Consider the following 23,988-nt stretch of genomic DNA (forward strand, 5'->3'; position numbering starts at 1 on the left):
CAAATCTTTGTAATAAAAGGGTGAAGATAATATGAAATCAGTATCTGTTAGAAGTTGCAAGAATTATGAGTATGAAAATGTAAGATTTTCTATTGAAAAAATTTTAGATGACATTGGAGGACTTAACAAGTTTGTAAAAAAAGGAAGTAAAGTACTTGTAAAACCAAATCTATTGATGAAAAAAAAGCCTGAAGAAGCTACAACTACCCATCCTATGGTAGTAAGGGTTGTATGTGAAAAGCTTTTAGAATTAAATTGTGACATAGTAGTAGCAGATAGTCCTGGTGGACCATATAATCAAGGTTCTCTTAAAGGTATATATAAGACATCTGGAATTGAAGAGGTAGCAAATGATTTAGGTATCAAATTGAATTATGATGTTTCAGATGTTAAGATACATAGTGAAAAAGCACATGCTCTTAAATATATGGACATTATCAAACCAGTAATAGATGCTGATTATGTAATAAATCTTTGTAAATTAAAAACACATGTAATGGCAACTTTTACTGGTGGCACAAAAAACTTATATGGATGTATAGCTGGATTAAAAAAAGCAGAAATACATTATAGATTTCCTACAGAGGAATTATTTTGTGAAAATGTACTTTTAGATATTTGTGATTATGTAAATCCAACACTGACAATTATGGATGGAATCGTAGGGATGGAAGGGGATGGACCTTCAGCAGGAAATCCTAAAGAAATAGGTGTTTTATTAGCATCACAAAATCCATATGCTATAGATGTTGTTGCATGTAAGATTATAGGTTTGCTTCCAAACAAAGTTGCTACAATTAGAGGAGCTATTAAAAGAGAGTATATAAAAGAAGACTTTTCAGATATTGAGATTGTAGGAGAAGATATAAAGGATTTAATTATAAAAGATTATAAGGTACCAAATGTAAGTAAAGATTTAAGGCTATTTTCTGTAAAATTGCCAAAATTTTTAAATGAACCTATTTCAAAACTTATAACACCAAAGCCAGTGGTTAGATTTAAAGACTGCATAAAATGTGGAAAGTGTAAGGAAGCTTGTCCTGCAAATACCATAGAGATGGGGAATAAAGGTGCTCTTATAGATTTAAATAAATGTATAAGATGTTACTGTTGTCATGAACTTTGTCCTAAAAAGGCTATTGATGTCAAACGTAATTTTGTATTTAAGTATGTAAAATAATGTATAATATTATATGAGTCTATATAAATGTAAATTATAAAGGAGAAATAGTATGATTTTAATTAAAAATGGTAGAGTGATAGACCCTAAAAGTCAAAGAGATGAGAAAATAGATTTAATTATAAAAGAAAATAAAATCTATAAAATAGGTAATTTTGATGAAAATGATGAATTTGAAAAAATAATAGATGCTAGTGGGAATATAGTTGCACCAGGATTAGTAGATGTACATGTACATTTTAGAGACCCAGGATTTACATATAAAGAAGATATAGATAGTGGAGCTAAATCTGCAGCTAGAGGGGGATTTACAACAGTTATATGTATGGCAAATACTGACCCAATTGTAGATAATGAAGATACTTTTAATTATGTAAAGGAAAAAGCAAAAAATGCATGTATAAATGTTTTACAAGCAGCAGCCATAACGAAAGGTTTTGAAGGTAAAGAGTTAGTGGATATGGAAAATCTTAAAAAGGCTGGAGTTCCAGGATTTACTGATGACGGATTGCCTTTAATGGATAGCAGTTTAATTATGGAAGCAATGATTAAGGCAAAGGAGTTAGATGTACCACTTAGCTTTCATGAAGAAGACCCTTCTTTAGTTGGAAATCCTGGCGTAAATGCAGGAAAGATAGCTTCAGAGCTTGGTCTAAAAGGTGCATCAAATGTAGCAGAAGATGTAATGGTTGCTAGAGATTGTATGTTAGCACTAAAAACTGGTGCTAAGATTGATATACAACATATAAGTTCTGGTGTTTCTGTTGATATAGTTAGATTTGCAAAATATCTTGGAGCAAACGTAGTTGCAGAAGCTTCACCACATCACTTTACACTGACTGAGGAAGATGTGTTAGAGTTTGGAACAAATGCAAAAATGAATCCACCTTTAAGAACTAAGTGGGATAGAGATAAGATTATAGAAGGATTAAATGATGGCACTATTGAGATAATAGCAACAGACCATGCACCTCATAGTAAAGAAGAAAAAGACAGAGAGTTTATAAAAGCTCCAAGTGGTATTATAGGGCTTGAAACTTCGTTGTCTCTTGGAATAACAAACTTAATATATAAAAATCATCTTAGTATGATGCAGTTAATAGAAAAAATGTCTACAAATCCTGCAAAGCTATACAATTTAAATGTTGGTTTTATAGAAGAAGGAGCAGTAGCAGATATTGTTATATTTAATCCTGAAGAAGAATGGATAGTTGAAGATTTTGTTTCTAAAGCTGACAATTCACCATTTAAAGGTAAATCTTTATATGGTAAAGTTAATTATACTATATGCAATGGAGAAGTTGTATACAACGCTTAAGATTGTGTTTTAAGGGTGGTGAATACAGTGATTGAAAGCAAAAGATTATATATTAGACAAATGAATCATAGTGATTTTAAGGAAATAAGTAAAATGTTACAAAATTCAGAAGTAATGTATGCATGGGAACATACTTTTTCTGATGAAGAAGTTACAGAATGGATTGATAAAAATATACAGAGATATAATAATGATGGATATGGATATTTTATTGTTATAGATAAGTATATAGATGATGTAGTGGGACAAATAGGTCTTATAAAGCAGGACATAGGGTTGGGAATAGGTTATATAGTAAAAAAAGAATATTGGAATCAAGGTTATGCTACAGAAGGTGCCACTATATGCATAGATTATGCTATTAGAAACTTAAATGTGGATACTTTAGTAGCAGATATCAGACCTGAAAATATAGCATCTATAAATGTGGCAAAAAGACTAGGTATGAAGAAAATATCTGAGTATGATAAGATTTATAGAGGACAAGCAATGAAACATGATGTCTACCAATTAAAAGTAACAGGATTAACTACAAAAATTGTTGAAATAGTAGATTATAATCCAAATTGGAAGTACGAGTTTGAAAAATTAAAATCTACACTAGAAAAGACTCTAGGTAATTAGTAATTGTAAAAATAACAATAATAATTTTGAAAGTAATAATGCACTATTATATTTGATTTGAAAAAGATTAAATTCTTAATCTATCATATATAATAGTGCATTAAATATTTAAGCATATTTTAGAAAAGCAATTTAAAAATCATAACTTATTAATAGGAATACTATTTATAAATTGCCTTTATAGGGTCTAGTTTAGAGGCTTTAAAGGCTGGTATTAAACCAAATACAACTCCAGTTAATATAGTAGCTAGAATAGCATAAAGTAAGCTATTTAAGCTAGGAATTGCTTCAAATCCAATGTATTTAGAGACATAGTTAGTAGCAATAAATCCAACTATAGTTCCTAAAATTCCTCCACATACTGTTATAAAAACAGCTTCAACTAAAAATTGAAATAATATAGACCTAGGCTTTGCACCGATAGCACGTCTTATACCAATCTCTCTTTGTCTTTCCATAACTGATACATACATTATATTCATTACACCAATACCACCAACAAACATTGCAACTACAGTTATTATAGATACATATTTATTGACATTAGAATTGATACTTTCAAGATAAGCTGTTTGTTCAGTTGGGTCTGGTGTAGTATAAGAACCATTGATACCAGGGTGCATTTCATACAGTTTAGCTATAATATTGTTTGCAACTTCATTCACGTTATATCCTTTAGAACAAACTAAGTCTAACTGATAAATTTCATTGGAGTAAGAATTTTGACTCATTAGACTATCAAAAGCTTTTTTAGGTATAAGAGAAGTTACAAATTGCATATCTTGATAACCTCCCAAAAATCCTCCAGTTTGTTGTTGGTTGGAAGAATCATCCAATACTCCAATTATTTCAAATATAGTTCCATTTACATTAATACCATGGCCTAAAGCATCTTCTGGATTTTCAAAAACTTCACTTGCACTTTGCTGTGTAAGTATAATTACCTTTCTTTTTTCATCATCCAAAGAAAAATCTCTACCACAGATTAAATTTATTTTAGAATCTTTTTTTACTGGTCCAACTTCCACATAAGTCGTTTTTTTATCAAAAGATGCCTGAGAAGAATAAGTTGAATCAAGATTAAATCCATCTCTTGCAGGAGCAATTCTTTCTACTCCTTCAACAAATGATAATTCTTCTAAATCTTTTGCATTGAAAGGCTTTAAAAATATACTCATATCATCAGTAAGACCTGTGTTATCAGCTGATTCAAATGAAATAGTAGTTTTATTAGGATTAGCATTATTTACAGATTTCTTGATTTCTTTTTGAAATCCATTACCTATAGAACTAACAAGTATTACTGAAGTTATTCCTATAATAATCCAAAGTAAAGCTACAAAGACACGAAGCTTGTGCCCCTTTAAATTAGCCAAAGAATTTTTTAATAAGCCCATGATTACACCTCCGAAGTAAACACACCATCTTTAAGTCGTATGACCTTAGTTGCATACTTAGTCAAATCCTGATCATGTGTAACCATTATTATAGTCTTGCCTTGTTCATTAAGTTCTGTCAAAAGCTCCATAATTTCCCTGCTAGTTTCACTATCTAATGCTCCAGTTGGTTCATCAGCAAAGATTATTTGAGGGTCATTTGCCAAACAACGTGCAATGGCTACACGTTGTTGCTGGCCACCAGATAGTTGAAGAGGTTTTTGTTTGATTTTATCTAAAATCCCAACAGATTTTAGTTTGCTCTTAACAATTTCTTCTCTTTCAGATTTTTTTAATATTTTATTGTAAATTAGAGGTAACTCTACATTTTGATATATATTTAAAGTTTCTATTAAATTAAATTGCTGAAAAACAAAACCAATATTGACATTTCTAAAAACAGAACGCTCATTTTCACTGAGATTAGTTACATCTGTGCCATCAAATATATATCTTCCTTCGTCAAATACATCAAGAAAACCTAAGATATTAAGTAAAGTGGTTTTACCACTACCAGATTTACCCATTATCATGACAAATTCTCCAGATTCAATTTCTAAATTTAAGGATTTTAAAACATGTAATTCATCTTTCCCTACTTTGTAATATTTTTGAATATTTTCTAATTTAATTAACATATGTAAATTAATTCACATCCATATTAACTTCTTTTAATTTTTTGTCTGGAGTAGCATCTCCATTATTATTAGAGCCATCAGTTACACTATCACCTTGAACTGGGTCTCCTTCTTTCATTTCTTTAGTAGGGTATTTTATTACTATATCACCTTGTTCAAGACCGCCTCTAACTACAGCAAAGTCATTGTTTTTACTTGCAACATCTACAATTTGTTTTTTCAAGATTCCATCTAAGTCTTTAAATACATATGAGTGTTTTTTATCCTTAAGTACACAAGATGCTGGTATTTTAAAGCTTGAGTTAGCTACTTCAAGTGATGCTTGAAGATGGAATCCATTTGTCAACCCTTCTTGGTTATCAAATGCTATGTTTATATCATAATAAGATAAAGTACTTTGTTGAGCTCCCATCTCACTATTTGGAGTAGAGGGCTTATCAGATATAAAACTTATTCTACCAGTAAGATTTTGGTCAGTTGAGAAAACTAATATATTAACCATTTGGTCAATTTTCATCTTAGGTAAATCTTGTTCACTTGCTTGTCCCTTCATATAAAACTCTAGACCTTGAATAGTCATAAATGAAGCTGGTTGGTCTGGATTTCCAGTTTGGTCATTTAAGTATACAGTACCATCAAAAGGAGCAGTAGTTCTATCATATGCTTTTTTATCTAAAGAAGCTATCTGAGAGTTTAAAGTTGTTATTTGTGCGTTTATAGAGGCTATAGCATCTCTATTTTCATCAATATTTGCAAGTGATATCTTTTGTTTTTTATATTGGCTAAGTTGTGTTTTTAGACTATCTATTTCTGCTATTATAGTTGGATTTTTAGCAGTAAAAAGAAGGTCTCCCTGATTTACCTTTTGCCCATTTGTAACATTTACATCGCTTAACTCATAATCTCCAGAAATATTAAAGTCTTTAGTTTGCTTAGGTACAACCATACCATTTATAAATATTTTTTCGTTTTCTGGAATAGTGTATGTTTCTATGAAGTTTTCATTAGCTTGTAACTCAGTGTTTTTTGAATCGACATAAGCAAGTACCCCTAAAATTAAAAGTATGATTATCACGATTCCTGCATAGATTTTAAATCTCTTGTTTTTAAAAGGATTATTTTTAAAACCTTTGTTTTTAGTTTTGAAATTACTACTTCCAAAGCTAGTATTTTTAAAGCTATTACTCTTAAAGCTACTATTTCTAAATCTTTTATTTTTAAATTTTTTTAGAAAAGACATGTTTTCCTCCTTTGTATAAAAACTACTTATTATATACTGGGATGTACATATAGAACCATTATAAGAAGCATGTTGAATATAAGTCAAATGAAAATAAACTATCAATATATAAGATACTATAGATAATCTTTGAATGTAATAGTAATTTTTGTATATTGATTGTACTCTGAATCTACATCAATTTTATGGCTAAGTTTGTCACAAAGTTCTTTTACTAAATAAAGACCAAGCCCTGTAGATTTAGCGTTATTTCTTCCATTATTACCTGTAAATCCCTTATTGAATATTCGATTTAAATCTTCCTTTTTTATACCACAGCCAGTATCTTCCACCCTTAATTGTAAATAATTTTTGTGGGTTTTGCAATAGATAGATATATTATCTTCTATTGAGGCATATTTTAGGGAATTATTTAATAATTGCTCGAATATGAAGTAAAGCCATTTTTCGTCTGATAAAACTGTATAATTCAAATTATTTAAGTTTAAAATTATTTTTTTTGAGATAAAATATTTCGAATATTTTCTAATAATATTTCTAATAATTTTTTCAATATTTACTTCTTGAATCAAAAAATCTTTATGAAAATCTTCAAGTCTAGATAAATATAAAATCCTTTCAACAGAATTTTCAATTCTAAATATCTCTTTATCGATATCATCTGAAATTTTTTCTTCAATTAAATTTTCGTTTTGCTCAAGGATTAGTTTGATTATTGCTATAGGCATTTTTATATCATGTACCCACATACTCATAGTTTCTTTATTTTCTTCAAATTTCTTAGTATTGATATCTATTATATCATCACATTGGCTTTGATAATCTTTAATTATATCCAAATATATTTTTTCTTCATTTGTACATTTAATTAATTCTATATCATTAGTACTAACTTTGAATGTATTATTTTTAATTTTCTCTAAAAATCTATTTTTCTTAATGTAGCCAGTAAGTATATATATGAATGAAAATACTATATTTACAATTAATATGTATACAATAGTGTCTACTAAGAGAGTATCGATAGGAGAAAATATAATAACTGCTATCGTAAAAAGTAAGAAAGCAAAGTTGTATACTAAAAATTCGAGTTTATCTTTGAGAAAATCTTTAAAACTCATAAATTCACCTACTTAAAGCTATTTTAACTGATTATATAACCTAGTCCTCTTTTAGTTTCTATAAAGTCTTCCAATCCAATTTCACTTAGTTTTGAACGTATTCTGTTTACATTAACAGTGAGAGTATTATCATCTACAAACCAATCATTATCCCATAATTTTTTCATAAGTTTATTTCTACTAACTATTTTACTTTTATTCCTCATAAGTTCATGAAGAATTTTAATTTCATTTTTTGTTAGCTCAATAGTATTATCTTTATAACATATAGTTGCAGTTGATAAATCTAAAGTAACTTCATTATGGACAATTTTATTTGAATTATTATCAGCAAAATTATAAGTTCTTCTTAAAAGAGCATTTACCTTAGCTATTAAAACATCTATAGAAAATGGTTTTTGTATATAATCATCTGCACCTAGATTTACACCCATTATTACATCCATATTAGAGTTTCTTGAAGAAATAAAGATTATTGGAACTTTGGAAATTTTTCTTATCTCATTACACCAATGAAATCCATCATAAAATGGAAGATTTATATCTAATAAAACCAATTGTGGTTTATAATGCTTAAATTCTTCTATTATGTTTTCAAGATTTTCTATTTGATAGACAATATGTCCCCATTTAGAAAGACAGTCTGCTATTTGATGCTTTAATGAAACATCATCTTCAATTACCATTATTTTGAACATTTTTACCTCCTAATCCAGAATAGTTATATTAACATAACTATATTTTACTTGATAAGTTCAAACATTTCTACCTTATAATTTAAAATAATTATATTAATATAACTATATTTTGCTTGACAAATTATATTTTAAACATAATTTCATTAAAAATGAAGAAATATAGTTAATACTTACAGAAATGTAACATTATATTAATGTAATTAAATGGTTAAAAACTACCTTAATATATATAATATATTTATAAGAATTGGAAAATGAGCAATTATGTTGAGGAGTGGTAAGTAATTATGGAAGAAATATTAATTGTTGAAAATATAAAAAAAGAGTATGGTAGAAAAGGCTCAAAATATGAAGCTTTAAGGGGAATAAGTTTTAAAGTTTCTAAAGGTGAATTTGTAGGTATTATGGGCTCATCTGGAGCTGGAAAATCAACTCTTTTAAACATTATTTCTACAATAGATTTGCCTTCATCAGGAAATGTTTATATAGAGGATAAGAATATTATTAAAATGAAACAAAATAAATTAGCTGACTTTAGACGTGATAATCTTGGATTTGTATTTCAAGATTCTAACCTTTTAGATACATTAACTATAAAAGAAAATATAATGCTACCTCTTTCTTTAAAAAATGAAAAAGTATCAGTAATAGAAAGTAGAATAAAAGAAGTTTCAAAATCACTAAATATAGAATCAATATTAGATAAATATCCTAATGAAGTCTCAGGTGGTCAAAAACAAAGAGGAGCTGTTTGTAGAGCAATAGTAACAAAACCATCATTAATACTTGCAGACGAGCCTACAGGAGCATTAGATTCTAAATCTGCAAGGGATTTATTAAATTCTCTACTAAAATTAAATAGAGATAATGATTCAACAATATTAATGGTAACGCATGATGCTATAAGTGCAAGTTTTTGTAGTAGAATACTCTTTATAAAGGATGGAATAATTTTTACAGAACTTATAAAAGGAGAAAGCACAAAAGAATTTTATAATAAAATACTAAATACAGTTTCCTTAATTGGAGGAGTTAATAAAAATGAGTTTATTTAAAATTGCTATAAAAAATGTAAAAAAGAACTTTTTAAGCTATTTTATGTACTTTGTTTCAATTGTATTTAGTGTATTTATATTCTTTAGTTTCAAATCAATAGAGTACAATGAAGCTTTAAGTTTACTTGGTAGAAGGGCTAAAATAGGCATTAATACAAGTTCAATTGTAATAGTGGTATTTGTTTTTTTATTTATATATTATTCAAATTCATTTTTTTTTAATAGACGTAGGCAAGAGATAGGTACTTATAGCTTGATTGGAATGAGAAAAAATCAGATAGGAAGAATATTTTTATATGAAACTTTTTCGATGGGAATATTTGCAATATTAATAGGGATATCTTTAGGTTTTTTATTTTCAAAGCTTATGACAATGATTCTTGTAAAATTAATGAAAGAAATTATAGGAGTAAAGATGACTTTAAGTATAAAGGCTTTAATTCAAACATTAGTAATATTTGTAGTAATATTTGTAGTAATTGGAATAAGAAATATTATAGTCATTAGCAATAAAAAAATTGTAGAGTTATTTAAGAAGTCACCAGAAAAATATACAAATAAAAGATTTATAAAGCTAAAGGGAATACTTGGAATTTTACTAATAGTATTTTCTTATTTAATGTCCAGCAGTTATTTCATTATTGAAAACATTATGTTTTCAGTTTTTATATTAATTACAATAATACCAGGTACTTTTTTATTTTTTTCATCAATAATGTCGATAATTATAGATGTTGCTAAGAAGAAAAAAAGTTTTTATTACAAGGGAAGAAATTTAATTGCATTTTCGGAACTTGGATTCAAATTGAAGAATAATAGCAGAGTATTGGCAATAATAGCGATACTAATAGCTACAAGTGTAACTATGTTAGGATTTACAATATCCCTTTATTACGATATAGATAGAAATATAAATGAAAACTACAAGTATAGTTATACTATAAATGCAGAAAATTATCTTGTAAATAAGGAAATTGACAAGTTGTTATATAAATATAAAGAAGATGATAAGATATTTTTTGATAAGACAATAGAGCTTATAAACAGAGATGTAAATTTTAAATTGTATTATAAAAAAGGAGGAGTTTATAGAGAAAACACAGTGCTTGTAGATTTTATTAAAGAAAGTGATTTTAAGAAATTAAGACAATATCAAAACAGTAATTATGAAGAATTAACTTCAGAAGAGCATGTATATTATGTTTCAGATTCATATAAGAAAATGTTTCTTAAAAATACTGGTACTCAAAAAATAGATATATATCTTAAAGAAAAAGAGAATATGAGTTTATTTACAGTTCAAAAAAATATCTTAGAACCAGAAATAAATTCACAATCAACATTTGATTTAATTGTGGTAGAAGATAATGTATTTAATAGATTAAAATCAGATGGAAAATCAAGATTATTAAGATTAATTGATATAAAAAATGAAAAAAAAGAGTTTGACATGTCTTTAAGATTAAAAAATATTGTTGATAAAAATATGAAATCAACTTATCCCTTTAATTTTACATCAAGTATCGAAAACTATAATAATTTAATTAGACTAAGTGGTCTTATGTTATTTATAGGTATATTTCTATCTGTAGTATTTCTTTTGTGTACAGGAAGTATAATTTTATTTAAACAACTATCAAATATATATGATGATAAAGAACGATATATTATGCTAAAAAAACTTGGGGCAAACAATCAAGATATTGAGAAAATAATATCAAAACAATTAAAAGTTGTATTTTTATTGCCATTAATTATAGGTACAATTCATAATTTATTTGCTATGTCAATTGCTCAAAAATTTATAACTAGGTCTTTGTTTATACCAATTATTATAACACTAGCCATTTATTATATAGGTTACTTTATATATTATTTTATAACATTAAAATACGCTCAAAATATGATAATAGATTAAGCTGTAGAGTATTTTTTACTTAATAAGAATTAAATATATACTAAAAGTAAGATAGTTTATCTAATCAAAACAAAAAAATATTATAATAATGTAATTAAGTTTTGGAAAAAGTTTGTATTTTGTATCAGTTGTATTACTTAATGTTATATAATAAATTTAAGGAAAATATAAAATAAAAATGACAAGGAGTTGAAAATTATGAGGTTTGATGCTCATCAACATAAATATCCATCAATAAGAAATGTTATATATGCTAAAAATGGAGCAGTTGCAACTTCAACACCATTAGCTTCTCAAGCTGGGCTTGAAATACTAAAAAAAGGTGGGAATGCTGTGGATGCAGCAGTTGCAACTGCTGCTACATTATCGGTAGTTGAACCTACAAGTAATGGAATTGGAGGAGACGCATATGCTCTTGTTTGGATAGAAGAAGAAAAACGATTGTACGGACTAAATTCTAGTGGTTTTGCTCCAGAAAGAATGGAATTAAAAAATTACAAGAACATGGAAGAGATGCCAAAGTATGGATTTGGAGCAGTAACTGTACCTGGGATACCTGCAGCTTGGGCAGAATTAAATAAAAAGTATGGAAAACTTAGTCTACTAGAATGTTTATCTCCAGCAATTGAATATGCAAGAGAAGGATATGTTGTTTCTCCTAATGTATCAAAAGTATGGAAAAAGTCCTATGAACTATATGAAAAAGAATTTGTTGGAGAAGAATTTAAGTCATGGTTTGAGACATTTTCTAAAGATGGTAAAGCTCCAGAAGCTGGTGACATATTTGTATGTGAAGAGCATGCTAATACATTAGAAGAGATAGCAAATACACAAGCTGAAAGTTTTTATAGAGGTAGACTAGCAGATAAAATAGATGAGTATTCTAGAAAGTTTGATGGAGCTATAAGAAAAAGTGATTTAGCGAGTTTTTATCCAACTTGGGTAGAACCTATAAGCACAGAATATAAAGGATATAAAATATTTGAAATTCCACCAAATGGACATGGGATAACAGTCTTAATGGCATTAAATATATTAAAAGAATTGGACGTAAAAGGAGATATAGAAAATGTAGATGATATACATAAGATTATAGAAAGCTTAAAACTGGCTTTTGCAGATTCTAAAACTTATGTAACTGATATAGAACATATGAAAGTAAAGGTTCAAGAACTATTAAGTCAAGATTATGCAAAAAAGAGAAGTTTATTGATTGATAATAAAAAAGCTTTATATCCAAAAGAAGGAGAGCCATATTGTGGTGGAACTGTATATCTTTGTACCGCTGATAAAGATGGTAATATGGTTTCATATATACAGAGTAATTATATAAATTTTGGCTCTGGGATAGTAATACCAAACACTGGCATTGCGTTACATAGTAGAGGTAATAATTTTAACTTAGACCCTAAACACCATAATGTAGTAAAACCATTTAAAAAACCTTATCATACAATAATACCTGGTTTTTTAGGTAAAGATGATAAAGCAATAGGTCCATTTGGTGTAATGGGTGCTTTTATGCAACCACAGGGACATCTTCAAGTATTAACGAGTATGATAGACTTTGGTTTAAACCCTCAAGAGGCATTAGATGCTCCAAGATGGCAGTGGATAAAAGGTAAAGAGATAGAAGTTGAATCAGAGATGTCAAGACATGTGGTAGATGCCCTTATTGAAAAAGGGCATGAGATAAAAGTAATTCATGATAATGTCGATATGGGTAGGGGACAAATAATCTTCAAAACAGAGCAAGAAAGTTATGTTTGTGCAACAGAATCAAGATGTGATGGTCATGTTGCAGTTTACTAATCATGTTGCAGTTCCTTAATATTGCAAACTAAAGATATATTTAATGAATAAAGGAATCTAGATGAAATGACGATAATAAAAGGCGAAAGTCTACAATGACTAACGCCTTTATAAAAAACTAAGATATCATATTCTAGTTTTACTTATTATTGACTTTATTCTTGTCCAGTTTTAACTTCATTGTCACCATAGCTAATCCAATCACTAAAGCTACCAACATAAATCTTATGAGGTATGTCAAGTTCTCTAAGTGCAAGACTGTTAACACAAGCAGATATTCCTGAACCACAAGATAAAATTATTTCATCATAATTATTTAAATCCTTAAAGAAGTCTTTTAAAAATTCCATATCTTTAAGTGAGCCATTTTCAAAATCACCTTTTATTAAATCCTTGCAAAAGTAATTTTTTGCACTAGGTATATGGCCAGCTTTTGAATATGCAGGTTCAACTAAACCTTGGTATCTTTCATTAGCACGACAATCTATAATCACAGTATCTTTGTCATATAATTTAGATTTAACGTATTCCATTGGAACAACTAAATTGTCATTTACATTAGGCTTAATTTTTTTGTCTATACAGTTTGGAATATTTATTTTTTCTTCTAATTCTCCGCCTTCTTTTACAAAAGCTGTTATTCCACCATCTAATACATAGACATTTTCAAGACCTAAGTGTTTTAATTGGAAGAATAGTCTACAAGCACCATTTAAATCTCCATCATCATAAGTTACGATTGTAGTGTCATTATCAACACCCATTTTTTCTAACTTTTCTTTTAATATAAAAGGGTCTTGTAAAGGATTTTTACCACCATGTTCTTCTGTAGGAGATGATAAATCCTTGTCTATATCCAGGATAAAGCTACCTTTTATATGTCCTTTTTTATAAGAATCAATACCATAGGTTCTATTGATAAGGTCAAATCTACAATCTATAACAACTAGATTATCATTATGTTCTAATTTAGATATAAGTTCTTTTGCAGAAATAATATTTTTCAAAAAACAAACCTCCTATTTTTAATTATTTTTATGTGTATTCATAATAATTATTAACTTTATAAATTAATATTATTATAAATTATTACATAAGTAAATAAATCTTTAGAAAATATAAAAATTTTATATAAAAATTCAAATAATTAATGAATATTAAAAATTTTAGATATATAATAAAATAAGAGTATATTTTAGTTTATATAAAAGCTGGTATTGCAATAGATTAAAGCCTTATACACGTTTAGTTTTTAAAGAAATCTGAGTTATTATGAAAACCTAGGTTAATTTATTAAACAAATAATTGAATAAAAAAAATTTATTATGTATTTATAAAATTTTTGTTACAAATTTAGCATAATATAGTATACTTTAAGTGTGTATTAGGTTAAATCTATAACAAATTATACGTATAATATAGGTTTTAATATTTGTTGGAATTTAAAAGTAATTTGTTAATATCAACTATTTGTAATTTGGGCAGTTATAATTATTTTACAGGGGGGATGTCCAATACAAAACATTTAATCGAGAACTAATATTGTATTATAATTAGAGTTATAGTGTTGTGTGGTTATGTTTTAATTAAATTTAAAGTGGGAAAAATATATTTGTTAGAATGGAGAATAGCGAGATGAGTAATAAAATAGTTAGTAAGAGACAATTAACAGATAGTATTTATTTGATGGAAATAGAGGCTCCTAGAGTTGCAAAATCTTCTCAGCCTGGTCAATTTATAATAATTAAAAATGACGAAAAGGGAGAAAGAATTCCTCTTACAATAGCTGATTATGATAGAGAAAAAGGAACAGTGACTATCGTATTCCAAACAGTTGGTGCTTCAACTAAGAAATTAGCAATGTTTGAAGAAAACGATTTTGTAATGGATTTTGTAGGGCCACTAGGACAAGCAAGTGAATTCATACATGAAGATATAGAAGAATTAAAAAATAAAAAAATCCTATTTGTAGCTGGTGGAGTAGGTTCTGCTCCAGTGTATCCACAAGTTAAATGGTTTAAAGATAATGGATTAGATGTAGATGTAATAATTGGTGCAAGAACTAAAGAATTAATCATATTAGAAGATGATATGAGAAAAGTAGCTAAAAATGTATACATATCAACAGATGATGGGACATATGGATTTGATGGAAGAGTTACAGATTTATTAAAAGATTTAGTTGATAATCAAGGTAAAAAATATGACCAAGCAATAGTAATTGGACCAATGATAATGATGAAATTTATGTGTCAATTGACTAAAGAATTAAACATACCTACTATAGTAAGTTTAAATACAATAATGATTGATGGAACAGGTATGTGTGGCGGTTGTAGAGTTAGTGTTGGAAATGAGACTAAGTTTGCATGTGTAGATGGACCTGAATTTGATGGACATTTAGTTGACTTTGACCAAGCGATGAGAAGACAATCTATGTATAAAACTCAAGAAGGAAGAGCTATGCTAAAACTTGAAGAAGGCGACAGTCATCATCATAGTAATTGTGGATGTGGAGGTAACAAATAATGGATGCTAAAAAAGTAAAAGTACCAGTTAGAGAACAAGAACCTGCTGTAAGAGCAACAAATTTTGATGAAGTATGTTTAGGATACAATAAAGAAGAAGCTATGGCAGAAGCTAATAGATGTCTAGGATGTAAAAAACCAAAATGTGTAGGTGGATGTCCAGTAGGAATTGATATCCCAGGATTTATAACAAAAATTAAAGAAGATGATATAGAAGGTGCTGCTAAAGTAATAGCTAAGAGTAGTTCACTACCTGCTGTTTGTGGTAGAGTATGCCCACAAGAAAGTCAATGTGAAGGTGTATGTATACTTGGAATAAAATCAGATGCAGTATCAATAGGGAAATTAGAAAGATTTGTAGCAGATTGGTCAAAAGAAAATGATATAAACTTATCTGATACAGAACCTAAGAAAAATCAAAAAGTAGCTGTAATAGGAAGTGGTCCAGCAGGTCTTGCTTGTGCTGGTGATTTAGCTAAAAAAGGATATGATGTAACAATATTTGAAGCAATGCATGAACCAGGTGGAGTTTTAACTTATGGAATACCTGAATTTAGACTTCCAAAACAAGCTGTTGTTCAACCTGAAATAGATAATATAAGAAAATTAGGTGTGAAAATAGAAACTAATGTAATTGTTGGTAAAACAATTACAGTAGATGAACTTATAGAAGATGAAGGATTTGAAGCTATATTCATAGGCTCAGGAGCTGGTCTTCCTATGTTTATGAATATACCAGGAGAAAATGCAAATGGAGTATTTTCTGCAAATGAGTTTTTAACTAGAGTAAACTTAATGAAAGCTTATAGAGATGATTATGATACACCTATTAGTTCTGGTAAAAAAGTTGCTGTAGTTGGTGGTGGAAATGTTGCTATGGATGCTGCTAGAACTGCATTAAGATTAGGTTCAGAATCATATATAGTTTATAGAAGAAGTGAAAAAGAGCTTCCAGCAAGAGCTGAAGAAGTACATCATGCAAAAGAAGAAGGAATTATATTTAATACATTGACAAATCCTAAAGAAATTTTAGTAGATGAAAATGGATATGTTAAAGGTATGGTTTGTATAAGAATGGAATTAGGAGAACCAGATGATTCTGGAAGAAGAAGACCTATAGAAATAGAAGGTTCTGAATTTGTACTTGATGTAGATACAGTTATAATGTCACTTGGAACAAGTCCAAATCCATTAATATCTTCTACAACAAAGAGTCTTGATATAAATAAGAGAAGATGCTTAATAACAGATGAAAGCGGTCAAACTTCTAAAGAAGGTGTGTTTGCAGGTGGAGACGCTGTTACTGGAGCAGCAACAGTAATATCTGCAATGGGTGCTGGTAAAACTGCAGCAGCTTCAATAGATGAATATTTAAAAGCAAAAGTTAATGCTTAATTTGTAAATTAAATATACCAAGTTAGAATAATTTCTAGCTTGGTATATTTTTTTTGAAAATTATATAATAAAGTCACAGTTATTGTTGTAATATTTATCACTAAGCAACATAATTTTGTTTAATTATGGTAAAATAATATCGAATAAAGATTTTATAAGGGGGGAATAATGTGTGGTTGGCAGAATCAGAGTTATCAAACTTGACATTAGAACTTATATCTAAAAAGAATATTTTGGGTATAACTGTTGCATATATTGGTACAACAGACATTGAAAATGTAAGCATTTTAGATGAAGCAAGTATAAATTACTTAAAAAATAATATCCCATCATTAGAATATAGGCCATTCCTATATAAAGTTGAAAAATCAAATGTGCCAGTTTTAAATTATGAATCTTGTATAAGGGATTCATATAAATTTAAAGAAAGAATACTTTTGGATTATTCATATAGAGTAATGTCACAAGTTATTAAAGAGCCGATTGAGTATGTATTACAATAGTATAATTAATGGTGTTTAAATATGAGAAAAAGAGAAAAAATATTTGATGGATTAGTTTTTAGGTATATATTAATTTTATTGATGTTATTAATTTTAATTGATTTTACAAGTACAATTATATATGCAAGTAATTCTATGGAGGTTACTTCTAAAAATATGATTGAAGCCTCAAAAAGAGAATTAGAAAATTATTTAAGCGTCAATGTATCCTTATTAAAGGCTCTTAGTCAAGACGATAGATTTTCTGATGACAGAATCTCTCTAATTGAAAAAGGTAAGTTATTAAGACCTTATCAAAAACAATATAATCTTTTTATGCTTGGAATAACTGATGCACAAGGAAATACTTCAAGTACATATAGAGAAAGGGTTGGGACAATAAAAGACCGAACGCATTTTCAGAAGGTACTAGAAACAAAAAAAATGGTGATTTCCGATATTACAGTTAGTAAGGTTACAGGGGATAAAGTATTTATTATATGTGTACCTATTATAAAAAATAATGAAGTAAGTGGAACTATTTTTGCTTCCTTTTATTTTCAAGATGTAAATAAGATAGTAAGTAGAACTAATTCTGATGATTCTATTAAATTTTTAATGGTAGATAAAAACTATGCCATTATTTCTCATCAAAATAAAGATTATGTCTATAATAAGACAAATATGTTTAGTGTAGAAGGAAATATTATAGGGAGCAGTAAAAACGAAATTTTAAAAAATATAGATGAGAAACGTCAAGGTGGTTTTTTATCATGGGATAATTGGAAGTTATATAGTGCAAGATATATGAGTATCAAAGGAACTGATTGGACATTAATCTCAAGTTGTGATGTTTTTAAGAACTTTAAAAGCTTGATAATTGATTTTATAATCAAGTTATTTTTCTATATATTAATATTTTTGATATTGTGGAAATTAAGTAATGTTACACTAATAGAACAACTTAAAAAATTAGCTTACTATGATTCCTTAAGTGGAATAAAAAACAAAGAAAAATTTAAAAAAGATTCTATATATATTTTACATAATTACTATAAAGATGATTTTTACTTAGTTCAATTAGATGTTAATAAATTTAAATACATAAATGAGATGTTTGGTTATGCTGAAGGAAATAAGATATTAGTACATATTGCAAATGTGTTAAAACACAATACAAACAAATATGAACTTTGTGCTAGAATGGATAATGACCACTTTATATTATTAATTTCCTGCAATACTGATGTTGACCTTTTAAATAGACTATCTAAAATAAATAATGAAATATGCAGTTTAAGTACTAGTAATTCCTCAAAATATAAAATTGTTATGTCAAGTGGTATATATAAGATAAATAAAAGTGATGATATACAAAAAATTGACTTGTTAATTGATAGAGCGAATATTGCTGCAAAAACAAAAAAAGATAAGTATGAGCATTCATATTCATTTTTTAATGAAGATACAAGAAATCGATTATATAGAGAAAAGAAATTGGAAGATAATATGAATAAAGCTTTGGAAAAAGGAGAGTTTGTAGTATATTATCAACCAAAATATAGTTTAAATGATGGAAATGAAATTGAAGGAGCAGAAGCTCTAATAAGATGGAATAATCCAGATATGGGATTTATTTCACCTGTAGATTTTGTACCTTTATTTGAAAGAAATGGTTTCATTGTAAATGTTGATATGTTTGTATTTGAAGAAGTATGTAAGACCTTGAGAAAGTGGCTAAACAAAGGTTATAATCCTGTGCCAATCTCTGTGAATATATCTAGAGTTCATTTACACAGAGATAATTTTATAGAAAATATTACTGAATTGATAAATAAGTATAATATATCACCTAAGTTTATAGAACTTGAATTAACAGAAAGTGTTGTATTTGATAATTTAAATATATTGATTGATATAATTAAGAGGCTTAAAAAGATAGGATTTCTTATATCAATGGATGATTTTGGCTCAGGATATTCATCTTTGAATCTATTAAAGGACCTTCCTTTTGATATTTTAAAATTAGATAGAGTTTTTCTAATTGAGACAACAGATACAAAACGTGGAAAAATTATTATCTCTAAGATAGTAGAAATGTCAAAAGCGATTAATATTAAAGTTATATGTGAAGGTGTAGAAACCAATGAGCAAGTAGAGTTTTTAAAAGAAATAGGATGCGATAAGGCTCAAGGTTATTTATTTGCTAAACCAATGGTACTTAGTGAATTTGAAAAGCTTTTAAAATTTTAGTTGAATTAATTATTAATACTAATTAGTTTGTTGGTACTCTAACAATTAACTTACAAATATGTAAGTTAATTGTTAGAGTATTTTTATGGTTAAAATGATATATTCACGATAGTATATTAATATAGTAAAAATAAAAAAGTAATGGAGAATATAAAATGAACATATTAAGTATTAAAAATATATCAAAAACATATTATGGAAAAGTTCCATATAAAGCATTAGATAGTATTAATTTAAGTATAGAAAAAGGTGAATTTGTAGCTGTTATGGGTCTATCTGGAAGTGGGAAATCTACTCTTTTAAATATAATATCTACAATTGATAAGCAGAGTGAAGGTCAAGTTATATTAAATGGACAGGATACAAGTAGATTAGAAGGAGAAAAATTAGCTGAATTTAGAAGAAAACAACTTGGTTTTGTATTTCAGAATTTTAATTTGATTGACACTTTGACAGTTGGTGAAAATATAATGTTGCCACTTACACTAGATGGTAGAAATGTAAAAAAAATGAACAGGGAAACTAAAAATATATCTGAATTTTTAGGTATTGATAAAATTTTAGATAGAAGAACTTATGAGATTTCAGGAGGACAAGCTCAAAGATGTGCAATTGCTAGAGCAATTATAAATAAGCCATCATTACTTCTTGCAGATGAACCAACAGGGAATCTTGATTCGAAATCCACTGATGATGTTTTAGAGTTATTTACTAAGATAAACAAAGAACAAAATGTAACTACACTTATGGTAACTCATGAAGCATATAGTGCAAGCCATTCAGATAGAGTCGTTTTTATAAAGGACGGATGCATATATACAGAGATAAAGAAATCAGGCACAAATAGTTCTTTTTACAATAAAATACTATCTGTATTGTCTCAAATAGGAGGTGTAAGGTAGTGAATTTTGGAAGATTTGCTTATAATAATATAATTAGAAACTTTAGAGCATATTTAGCGTATTTTTTAAGTTCAATTTTTTCTATAATGATATTCTTTGTATTTGCAGTATCTATGTTTCATCCAATTATAACTGATTCTGGAATCCAAAGTGGCTCTACTGCATTTATGGCTCTTATGACTTCAGAATTAATAATATTAGGATTTAGTCTACTTTTTATATTGTATTCTTTAGGAAATTTCTTAAAATCTAGATTAAGGGATTTTGGAGTTATGATGATAGTTGGAATGAGTAATAAACAACTGAAAAGATTGATATTGATTGAAAATTTAATAATAGGATTATTAGCAATAATATTAGGAATACTTTTAGGGCTATCTATTTCTAATCTATTTTTATTGTATTTAGGTAAAATATTTTATATGAACTTGACAGAAAGTTACTTTCCAATAAAAGCGATACTAATGACAATTATATCTTTTATGTTGTTGTTTTTGATAACAGGACCACTTAGCTTAAAATTGTTAAACAAAAACAATATTTTTGAACTTTTAGTAGGTACAAAAAAACCTAAAAAAGATATAAAATCTTCAAGATTCTTTGGGATACTTGGCATAGTATGTCTTATGATAGGATATGCTATGATACTATTTGGTAATAAGTTAAATATAAATGAAGGTATGTACACGATAGCACTGTTGATTACGCTAGGAACGTTTTTATTTTTTTCTCAGTTTAGCATTTTAATATTAAAGCATATGAAAAATAAAGAGAAGTTTTATAAAAATAAAACAAATATGTTGCTTATAAGTAATTTAGTATATAAGATGAAAGATAATTCTCTATTGTTGTTTTTAATGACAATACTTTTATCTGGAACCTTAGTAGCATTTACAACAACTTCAACGCTTGTAACTTCACAAGGTAAATCCTCTAAAGAGAATTTTCCAATGGTTTACTCATATTTTTCAGAAGATAATAATAACAAAGAATATGAAGAATTAAAAGAAATTAGAAATACAATAAAAGAATATGATTATAAGGAATTAAGTTTTCCTATGCTTGAATATAATAATGAAGTATTATTAAGTATAAGTAACTATAATAAATTATCAAAACAATTGGGATTAGATAAAATTAATCTAAAGAAAAATGAGGGAATTATAGTCCCTAGATATAATTCAAAAGAGCACATAAATTCTTTAAAAGATATTAAATCTTATAAAATAAGAAATGTAAACATAAACATAAAGATAAAAGAATCAACAGATAGGATAATTTTTCCTACAGGTATGTTTAGTAAAATTATAGTTATACATGATAATTTATATAATAATATACAAAGTAAGTTTTCAAAAATAAATTTTTATGGATTTGATTATGAAAACTGGCAAAATAGTGCTGATATAACTGAAGCGTTAAAAGAAAAACATTTTAACCTAGATAGAAATGATATAAAGTCATATTTTTTAACTTTACCAGATATGTATTTAGTTGAGTTACAGCAAAGTAAAATTCTTCACTTTATGGGTATTTTCATAGGTGTTATTCTGTTTATGGCAGTTCTTAGTTTTTTGTATTTTAGACTATATACAGATGAACCTTTTGATAAGGTTAAATACCACAATCTATCAAAAATAGGTCTATCTTTTAAAAATATGAATAAGATTGTTAGTATAGAGATAGGCATACTATTTTTTGTACCTTTTATTATAGCTATTGCAAATAACATATTTTCTTTACTCTTTTTAAATAGTGTACTAAATAATAGTTTTAACTTAAAAAATGTGGGTATATTATTAGTGCTCTCAGGTATATATTCACTTTATTTTCATTTGCTAAAGAAATTTTATATTAGAAAAGTTTGGTTTTTTGATTAAAGTGGTATATAATATATATTATAGAAAATTAATATTTAAAAAGTAGTTAATATTAAGGGAGGGCATATGCACCTCCCTTGTAATATGTGGAAAATTAAATATTAGAAGAAGGAGGAGACTTGATGGATAATCAACAATTATTAGGAACAGAACGAATCAGTAAATTACTACTGAAATACTCTATACCAGCAATAATAGGTATGCTGGTAAATAGTCTATATAATGTGGTAGACAGAATTTTTATTGGGAACATACCAGGGGTTGGACCACTTGCAATAACAGGTCTTGGTGTTACGATGCCAATAATGACAATAATACTTGCATTTGGTATGTTGATAGGAATAGGAACAACAACGACTATATCAATAAAACTTGGGCAAGGTAAAGTAGAAGATGCAAGAAGACTTATAGGAAATGCAATGACATTAGCTGTAGTTACAGGAATTATAATAATGGTACTTGGGATATTATTTGCAAATAAAATACTTACGTTATTTGGAGCAAGTGAAAATACACTAATATATGCAAAGACATATATAAATATCATCTTATTAGGAACAGTAGTAAATCTTCTATCCTTTTCTTTAAATCACTCAATAAGAGCTGACGGTAGCCCTAAGATTTCAGCAGGAATAATGATAATAGGATGCCTAACTAATATAGTTTTAGATTGGATGTTAATATTTGGATTCAATATGGGAATACAAGGAGCTGCAATTGCTACAGTAACTTCTCAAGCTCTTACAGCTATTTTAACTATAGGCTACTATATAAGTGGAAAATCAAATTTAAAATTCAGTAAATCTCATTTAAAATTAGATAAAAGATTAGTAAGAGCAGTCTTTGCGATAGGTATGTCACCATTTGCTATGCAACTTGCAGCAAGCTTAGTTCAAGTAATATCAAATATTGCTCTTAAAACTCATGGTGGAGATTTAGCTATAGGAGCTATGGCTACAATTTCTTCTATAGCAATGGTATTTTTAATGCCTATCTTTGGAATAAATCAGGGAGCGCAACCCATTATAGGTTTTAACTATGGGGCTGAAAAATACGATAGAGTTAAAAAAGCATACTTAGGTTCATTGGTAGTAGCTACTATAATTTTATGTATGGGTATGGTAGTAATTATGCTTTTCCCAGAGGCAATTATAGGAATATTTAATAAAGACGCTGAACTTATGAGTATATCTGTAGATGGTTTAAAAATATATCTACTTATGTTACCAATAGTAGGTTTATCAATTACAGGAACAAACTTTATACAATCTATAGGTAAAGCAAAAATGGCAATGTTATTAAGTCTTCTAAGACAGGTAATTTTATTGATACCAGCAGTAATAATTCTTCCTACATTCTTAGGTTTAAAGGGTGTATGGACAGCTCAACCAGTATCTGACTTTATAGCCACAGTAATTACAGGTGTAGTAGTATTTAGAGAATTGAAAAGATATACACCTAAAAGTGAACGATTAAGCGAAATAACGACCGAATAAAAAGTATAATTT

General features: G+C 27.7%; 19 protein-coding genes. 13 read left to right on the forward strand and 6 right to left on the reverse strand.

What is annotated here, in order from left to right; genetic code table 11:
* Positions 1-31 precede the first annotated feature (31 nt).
* Genes KGF48_RS01370 through KGF48_RS01380 form a run of 3 tightly spaced genes read left to right on the forward strand, consistent with a single transcriptional unit; the run spans position 32 to position 3,122 of the window.
* Positions 32-1,180, forward strand: coding sequence for a DUF362 domain-containing protein (locus KGF48_RS01370; protein WP_227841044.1), 1,149 nt, complete (start codon positions 32-34; stop codon positions 1,178-1,180).
* Between the two features lie 52 nt (positions 1,181-1,232).
* On the forward strand, positions 1,233-2,498 hold the full coding sequence (locus tag KGF48_RS01375; RefSeq protein WP_227867672.1) for a dihydroorotase: 1,266 nt from the start codon (positions 1,233-1,235) through the stop codon (positions 2,496-2,498).
* A 27-nt stretch (positions 2,499-2,525) separates the two neighbouring features.
* Positions 2,526-3,122, forward strand: coding sequence for a GNAT family N-acetyltransferase (locus KGF48_RS01380; RefSeq protein ID WP_227841043.1), 597 nt, complete (start codon positions 2,526-2,528; stop codon positions 3,120-3,122).
* 161 nt (positions 3,123-3,283) lie between these two features.
* Here KGF48_RS01380 and KGF48_RS01385 read toward each other — a convergent pair whose 3' ends face one another.
* The 5 genes from KGF48_RS01385 to KGF48_RS01405 form a co-directional block, all read right to left on the reverse strand.
* Positions 3,284-4,519 (reverse strand): ABC transporter permease, encoded by a 1,236-nt coding sequence (locus KGF48_RS01385; protein ID WP_227827383.1) that lies wholly within the window; start codon positions 4,517-4,519, stop codon positions 3,284-3,286.
* A gap of 2 nt (positions 4,520-4,521) precedes the next feature.
* Entirely contained in the window at positions 4,522-5,196 is a 675-nt protein-coding gene (locus KGF48_RS01390) for an ABC transporter ATP-binding protein (protein WP_227867673.1), read from the reverse strand.
* A gap of 7 nt (positions 5,197-5,203) precedes the next feature.
* The gene (locus KGF48_RS01395) at positions 5,204-6,436 is read right to left on the reverse strand and encodes an efflux RND transporter periplasmic adaptor subunit (protein ID WP_227867674.1); all 1,233 of its coding nucleotides are present in this window, start codon (positions 6,434-6,436) and stop codon (positions 5,204-5,206) included.
* Between the two features lie 116 nt (positions 6,437-6,552).
* Positions 6,553-7,557, reverse strand: a complete 1,005-nt coding sequence (locus KGF48_RS01400; RefSeq protein ID WP_227827386.1) for a sensor histidine kinase — start codon at positions 7,555-7,557, stop codon at positions 6,553-6,555.
* Between the two features lie 23 nt (positions 7,558-7,580).
* Positions 7,581-8,255 (reverse strand): response regulator transcription factor, encoded by a 675-nt coding sequence (locus KGF48_RS01405; protein WP_227827387.1) that lies wholly within the window; start codon positions 8,253-8,255, stop codon positions 7,581-7,583.
* Positions 8,256-8,542: 287 nt separating this feature from the next.
* On the opposite strand from KGF48_RS01405, the gene KGF48_RS01410 reads away from it, so the two are divergent.
* The 3 genes from KGF48_RS01410 (at position 8,543) to ggt (ending at position 13,040) form a co-directional block, all read left to right on the forward strand.
* Positions 8,543-9,310, forward strand: a complete 768-nt coding sequence (locus tag KGF48_RS01410; protein ID WP_227841041.1) for an ABC transporter ATP-binding protein — start codon at positions 8,543-8,545, stop codon at positions 9,308-9,310.
* Complete coding sequence (locus KGF48_RS01415) at positions 9,297-11,228, forward strand: ABC transporter permease (RefSeq protein WP_227841040.1); 1,932 nt, start codon at positions 9,297-9,299, stop codon at positions 11,226-11,228. Before KGF48_RS01410 ends, KGF48_RS01415 begins: the two co-directional genes overlap by 14 nt.
* A gap of 198 nt (positions 11,229-11,426) precedes the next feature.
* A complete protein-coding gene (ggt, locus tag KGF48_RS01420; protein WP_227841039.1) occupies positions 11,427-13,040 on the forward strand; it encodes a gamma-glutamyltransferase in 1,614 nt (537 codons plus the stop codon).
* 155 nt (positions 13,041-13,195) lie between these two features.
* On the opposite strand, the gene KGF48_RS01425 is transcribed toward ggt, so the two are convergent.
* Positions 13,196-14,047, reverse strand: a complete 852-nt coding sequence (locus KGF48_RS01425; protein WP_227841038.1) for a sulfurtransferase — start codon at positions 14,045-14,047, stop codon at positions 13,196-13,198.
* A 628-nt stretch (positions 14,048-14,675) separates the two neighbouring features.
* Here KGF48_RS01425 and KGF48_RS01430 point away from each other — a divergent pair.
* The 7 genes from KGF48_RS01430 (at position 14,676) to KGF48_RS01460 (ending at position 23,976) form a co-directional block, all read left to right on the forward strand.
* On the forward strand, positions 14,676-15,569 hold the full coding sequence (locus KGF48_RS01430; RefSeq protein WP_227432921.1) for a sulfide/dihydroorotate dehydrogenase-like FAD/NAD-binding protein: 894 nt from the start codon (positions 14,676-14,678) through the stop codon (positions 15,567-15,569).
* Positions 15,569-16,963: an NADPH-dependent glutamate synthase gene (gene gltA / locus KGF48_RS01435; RefSeq protein ID WP_227827392.1), complete on the forward strand. Its 1,395-nt coding sequence runs from the start codon at positions 15,569-15,571 to the stop codon at positions 16,961-16,963. The genes KGF48_RS01430 and gltA overlap by 1 nt, the downstream gene beginning before the upstream one ends.
* 170 nt (positions 16,964-17,133) lie before the next feature.
* A complete protein-coding gene (locus KGF48_RS01440) occupies positions 17,134-17,466 on the forward strand; it encodes a hypothetical protein (protein ID WP_227841035.1) in 333 nt (110 codons plus the stop codon).
* Positions 17,467-17,487: 21 nt separating this feature from the next.
* Positions 17,488-19,698 carry an EAL domain-containing protein gene (locus KGF48_RS01445; RefSeq protein ID WP_227867675.1) on the forward strand — a complete coding sequence of 737 codons (2,211 nt, stop codon included), beginning with the start codon at positions 17,488-17,490 and terminating at the stop codon, positions 19,696-19,698.
* 155 nt (positions 19,699-19,853) lie between these two features.
* Positions 19,854-20,600 carry an ABC transporter ATP-binding protein gene (locus tag KGF48_RS01450; protein WP_227827395.1) on the forward strand — a complete coding sequence of 249 codons (747 nt, stop codon included), beginning with the start codon at positions 19,854-19,856 and terminating at the stop codon, positions 20,598-20,600.
* Positions 20,600-22,480, forward strand: coding sequence for an FtsX-like permease family protein (locus tag KGF48_RS01455; protein ID WP_227867676.1), 1,881 nt, complete (start codon positions 20,600-20,602; stop codon positions 22,478-22,480). Before KGF48_RS01450 ends, KGF48_RS01455 begins: the two co-directional genes overlap by 1 nt.
* A gap of 122 nt (positions 22,481-22,602) precedes the next feature.
* Positions 22,603-23,976, forward strand: a complete 1,374-nt coding sequence (locus KGF48_RS01460; RefSeq protein ID WP_227827397.1) for an MATE family efflux transporter — start codon at positions 22,603-22,605, stop codon at positions 23,974-23,976.
* Positions 23,977-23,988 lie beyond the last annotated feature (12 nt).

Origin of the sequence: Clostridioides sp. ZZV15-6388 (assembly GCF_020657755.1) — a bacterium.
Lineage (GTDB): Bacteria > Bacillota > Clostridia > Peptostreptococcales > Peptostreptococcaceae > Clostridioides.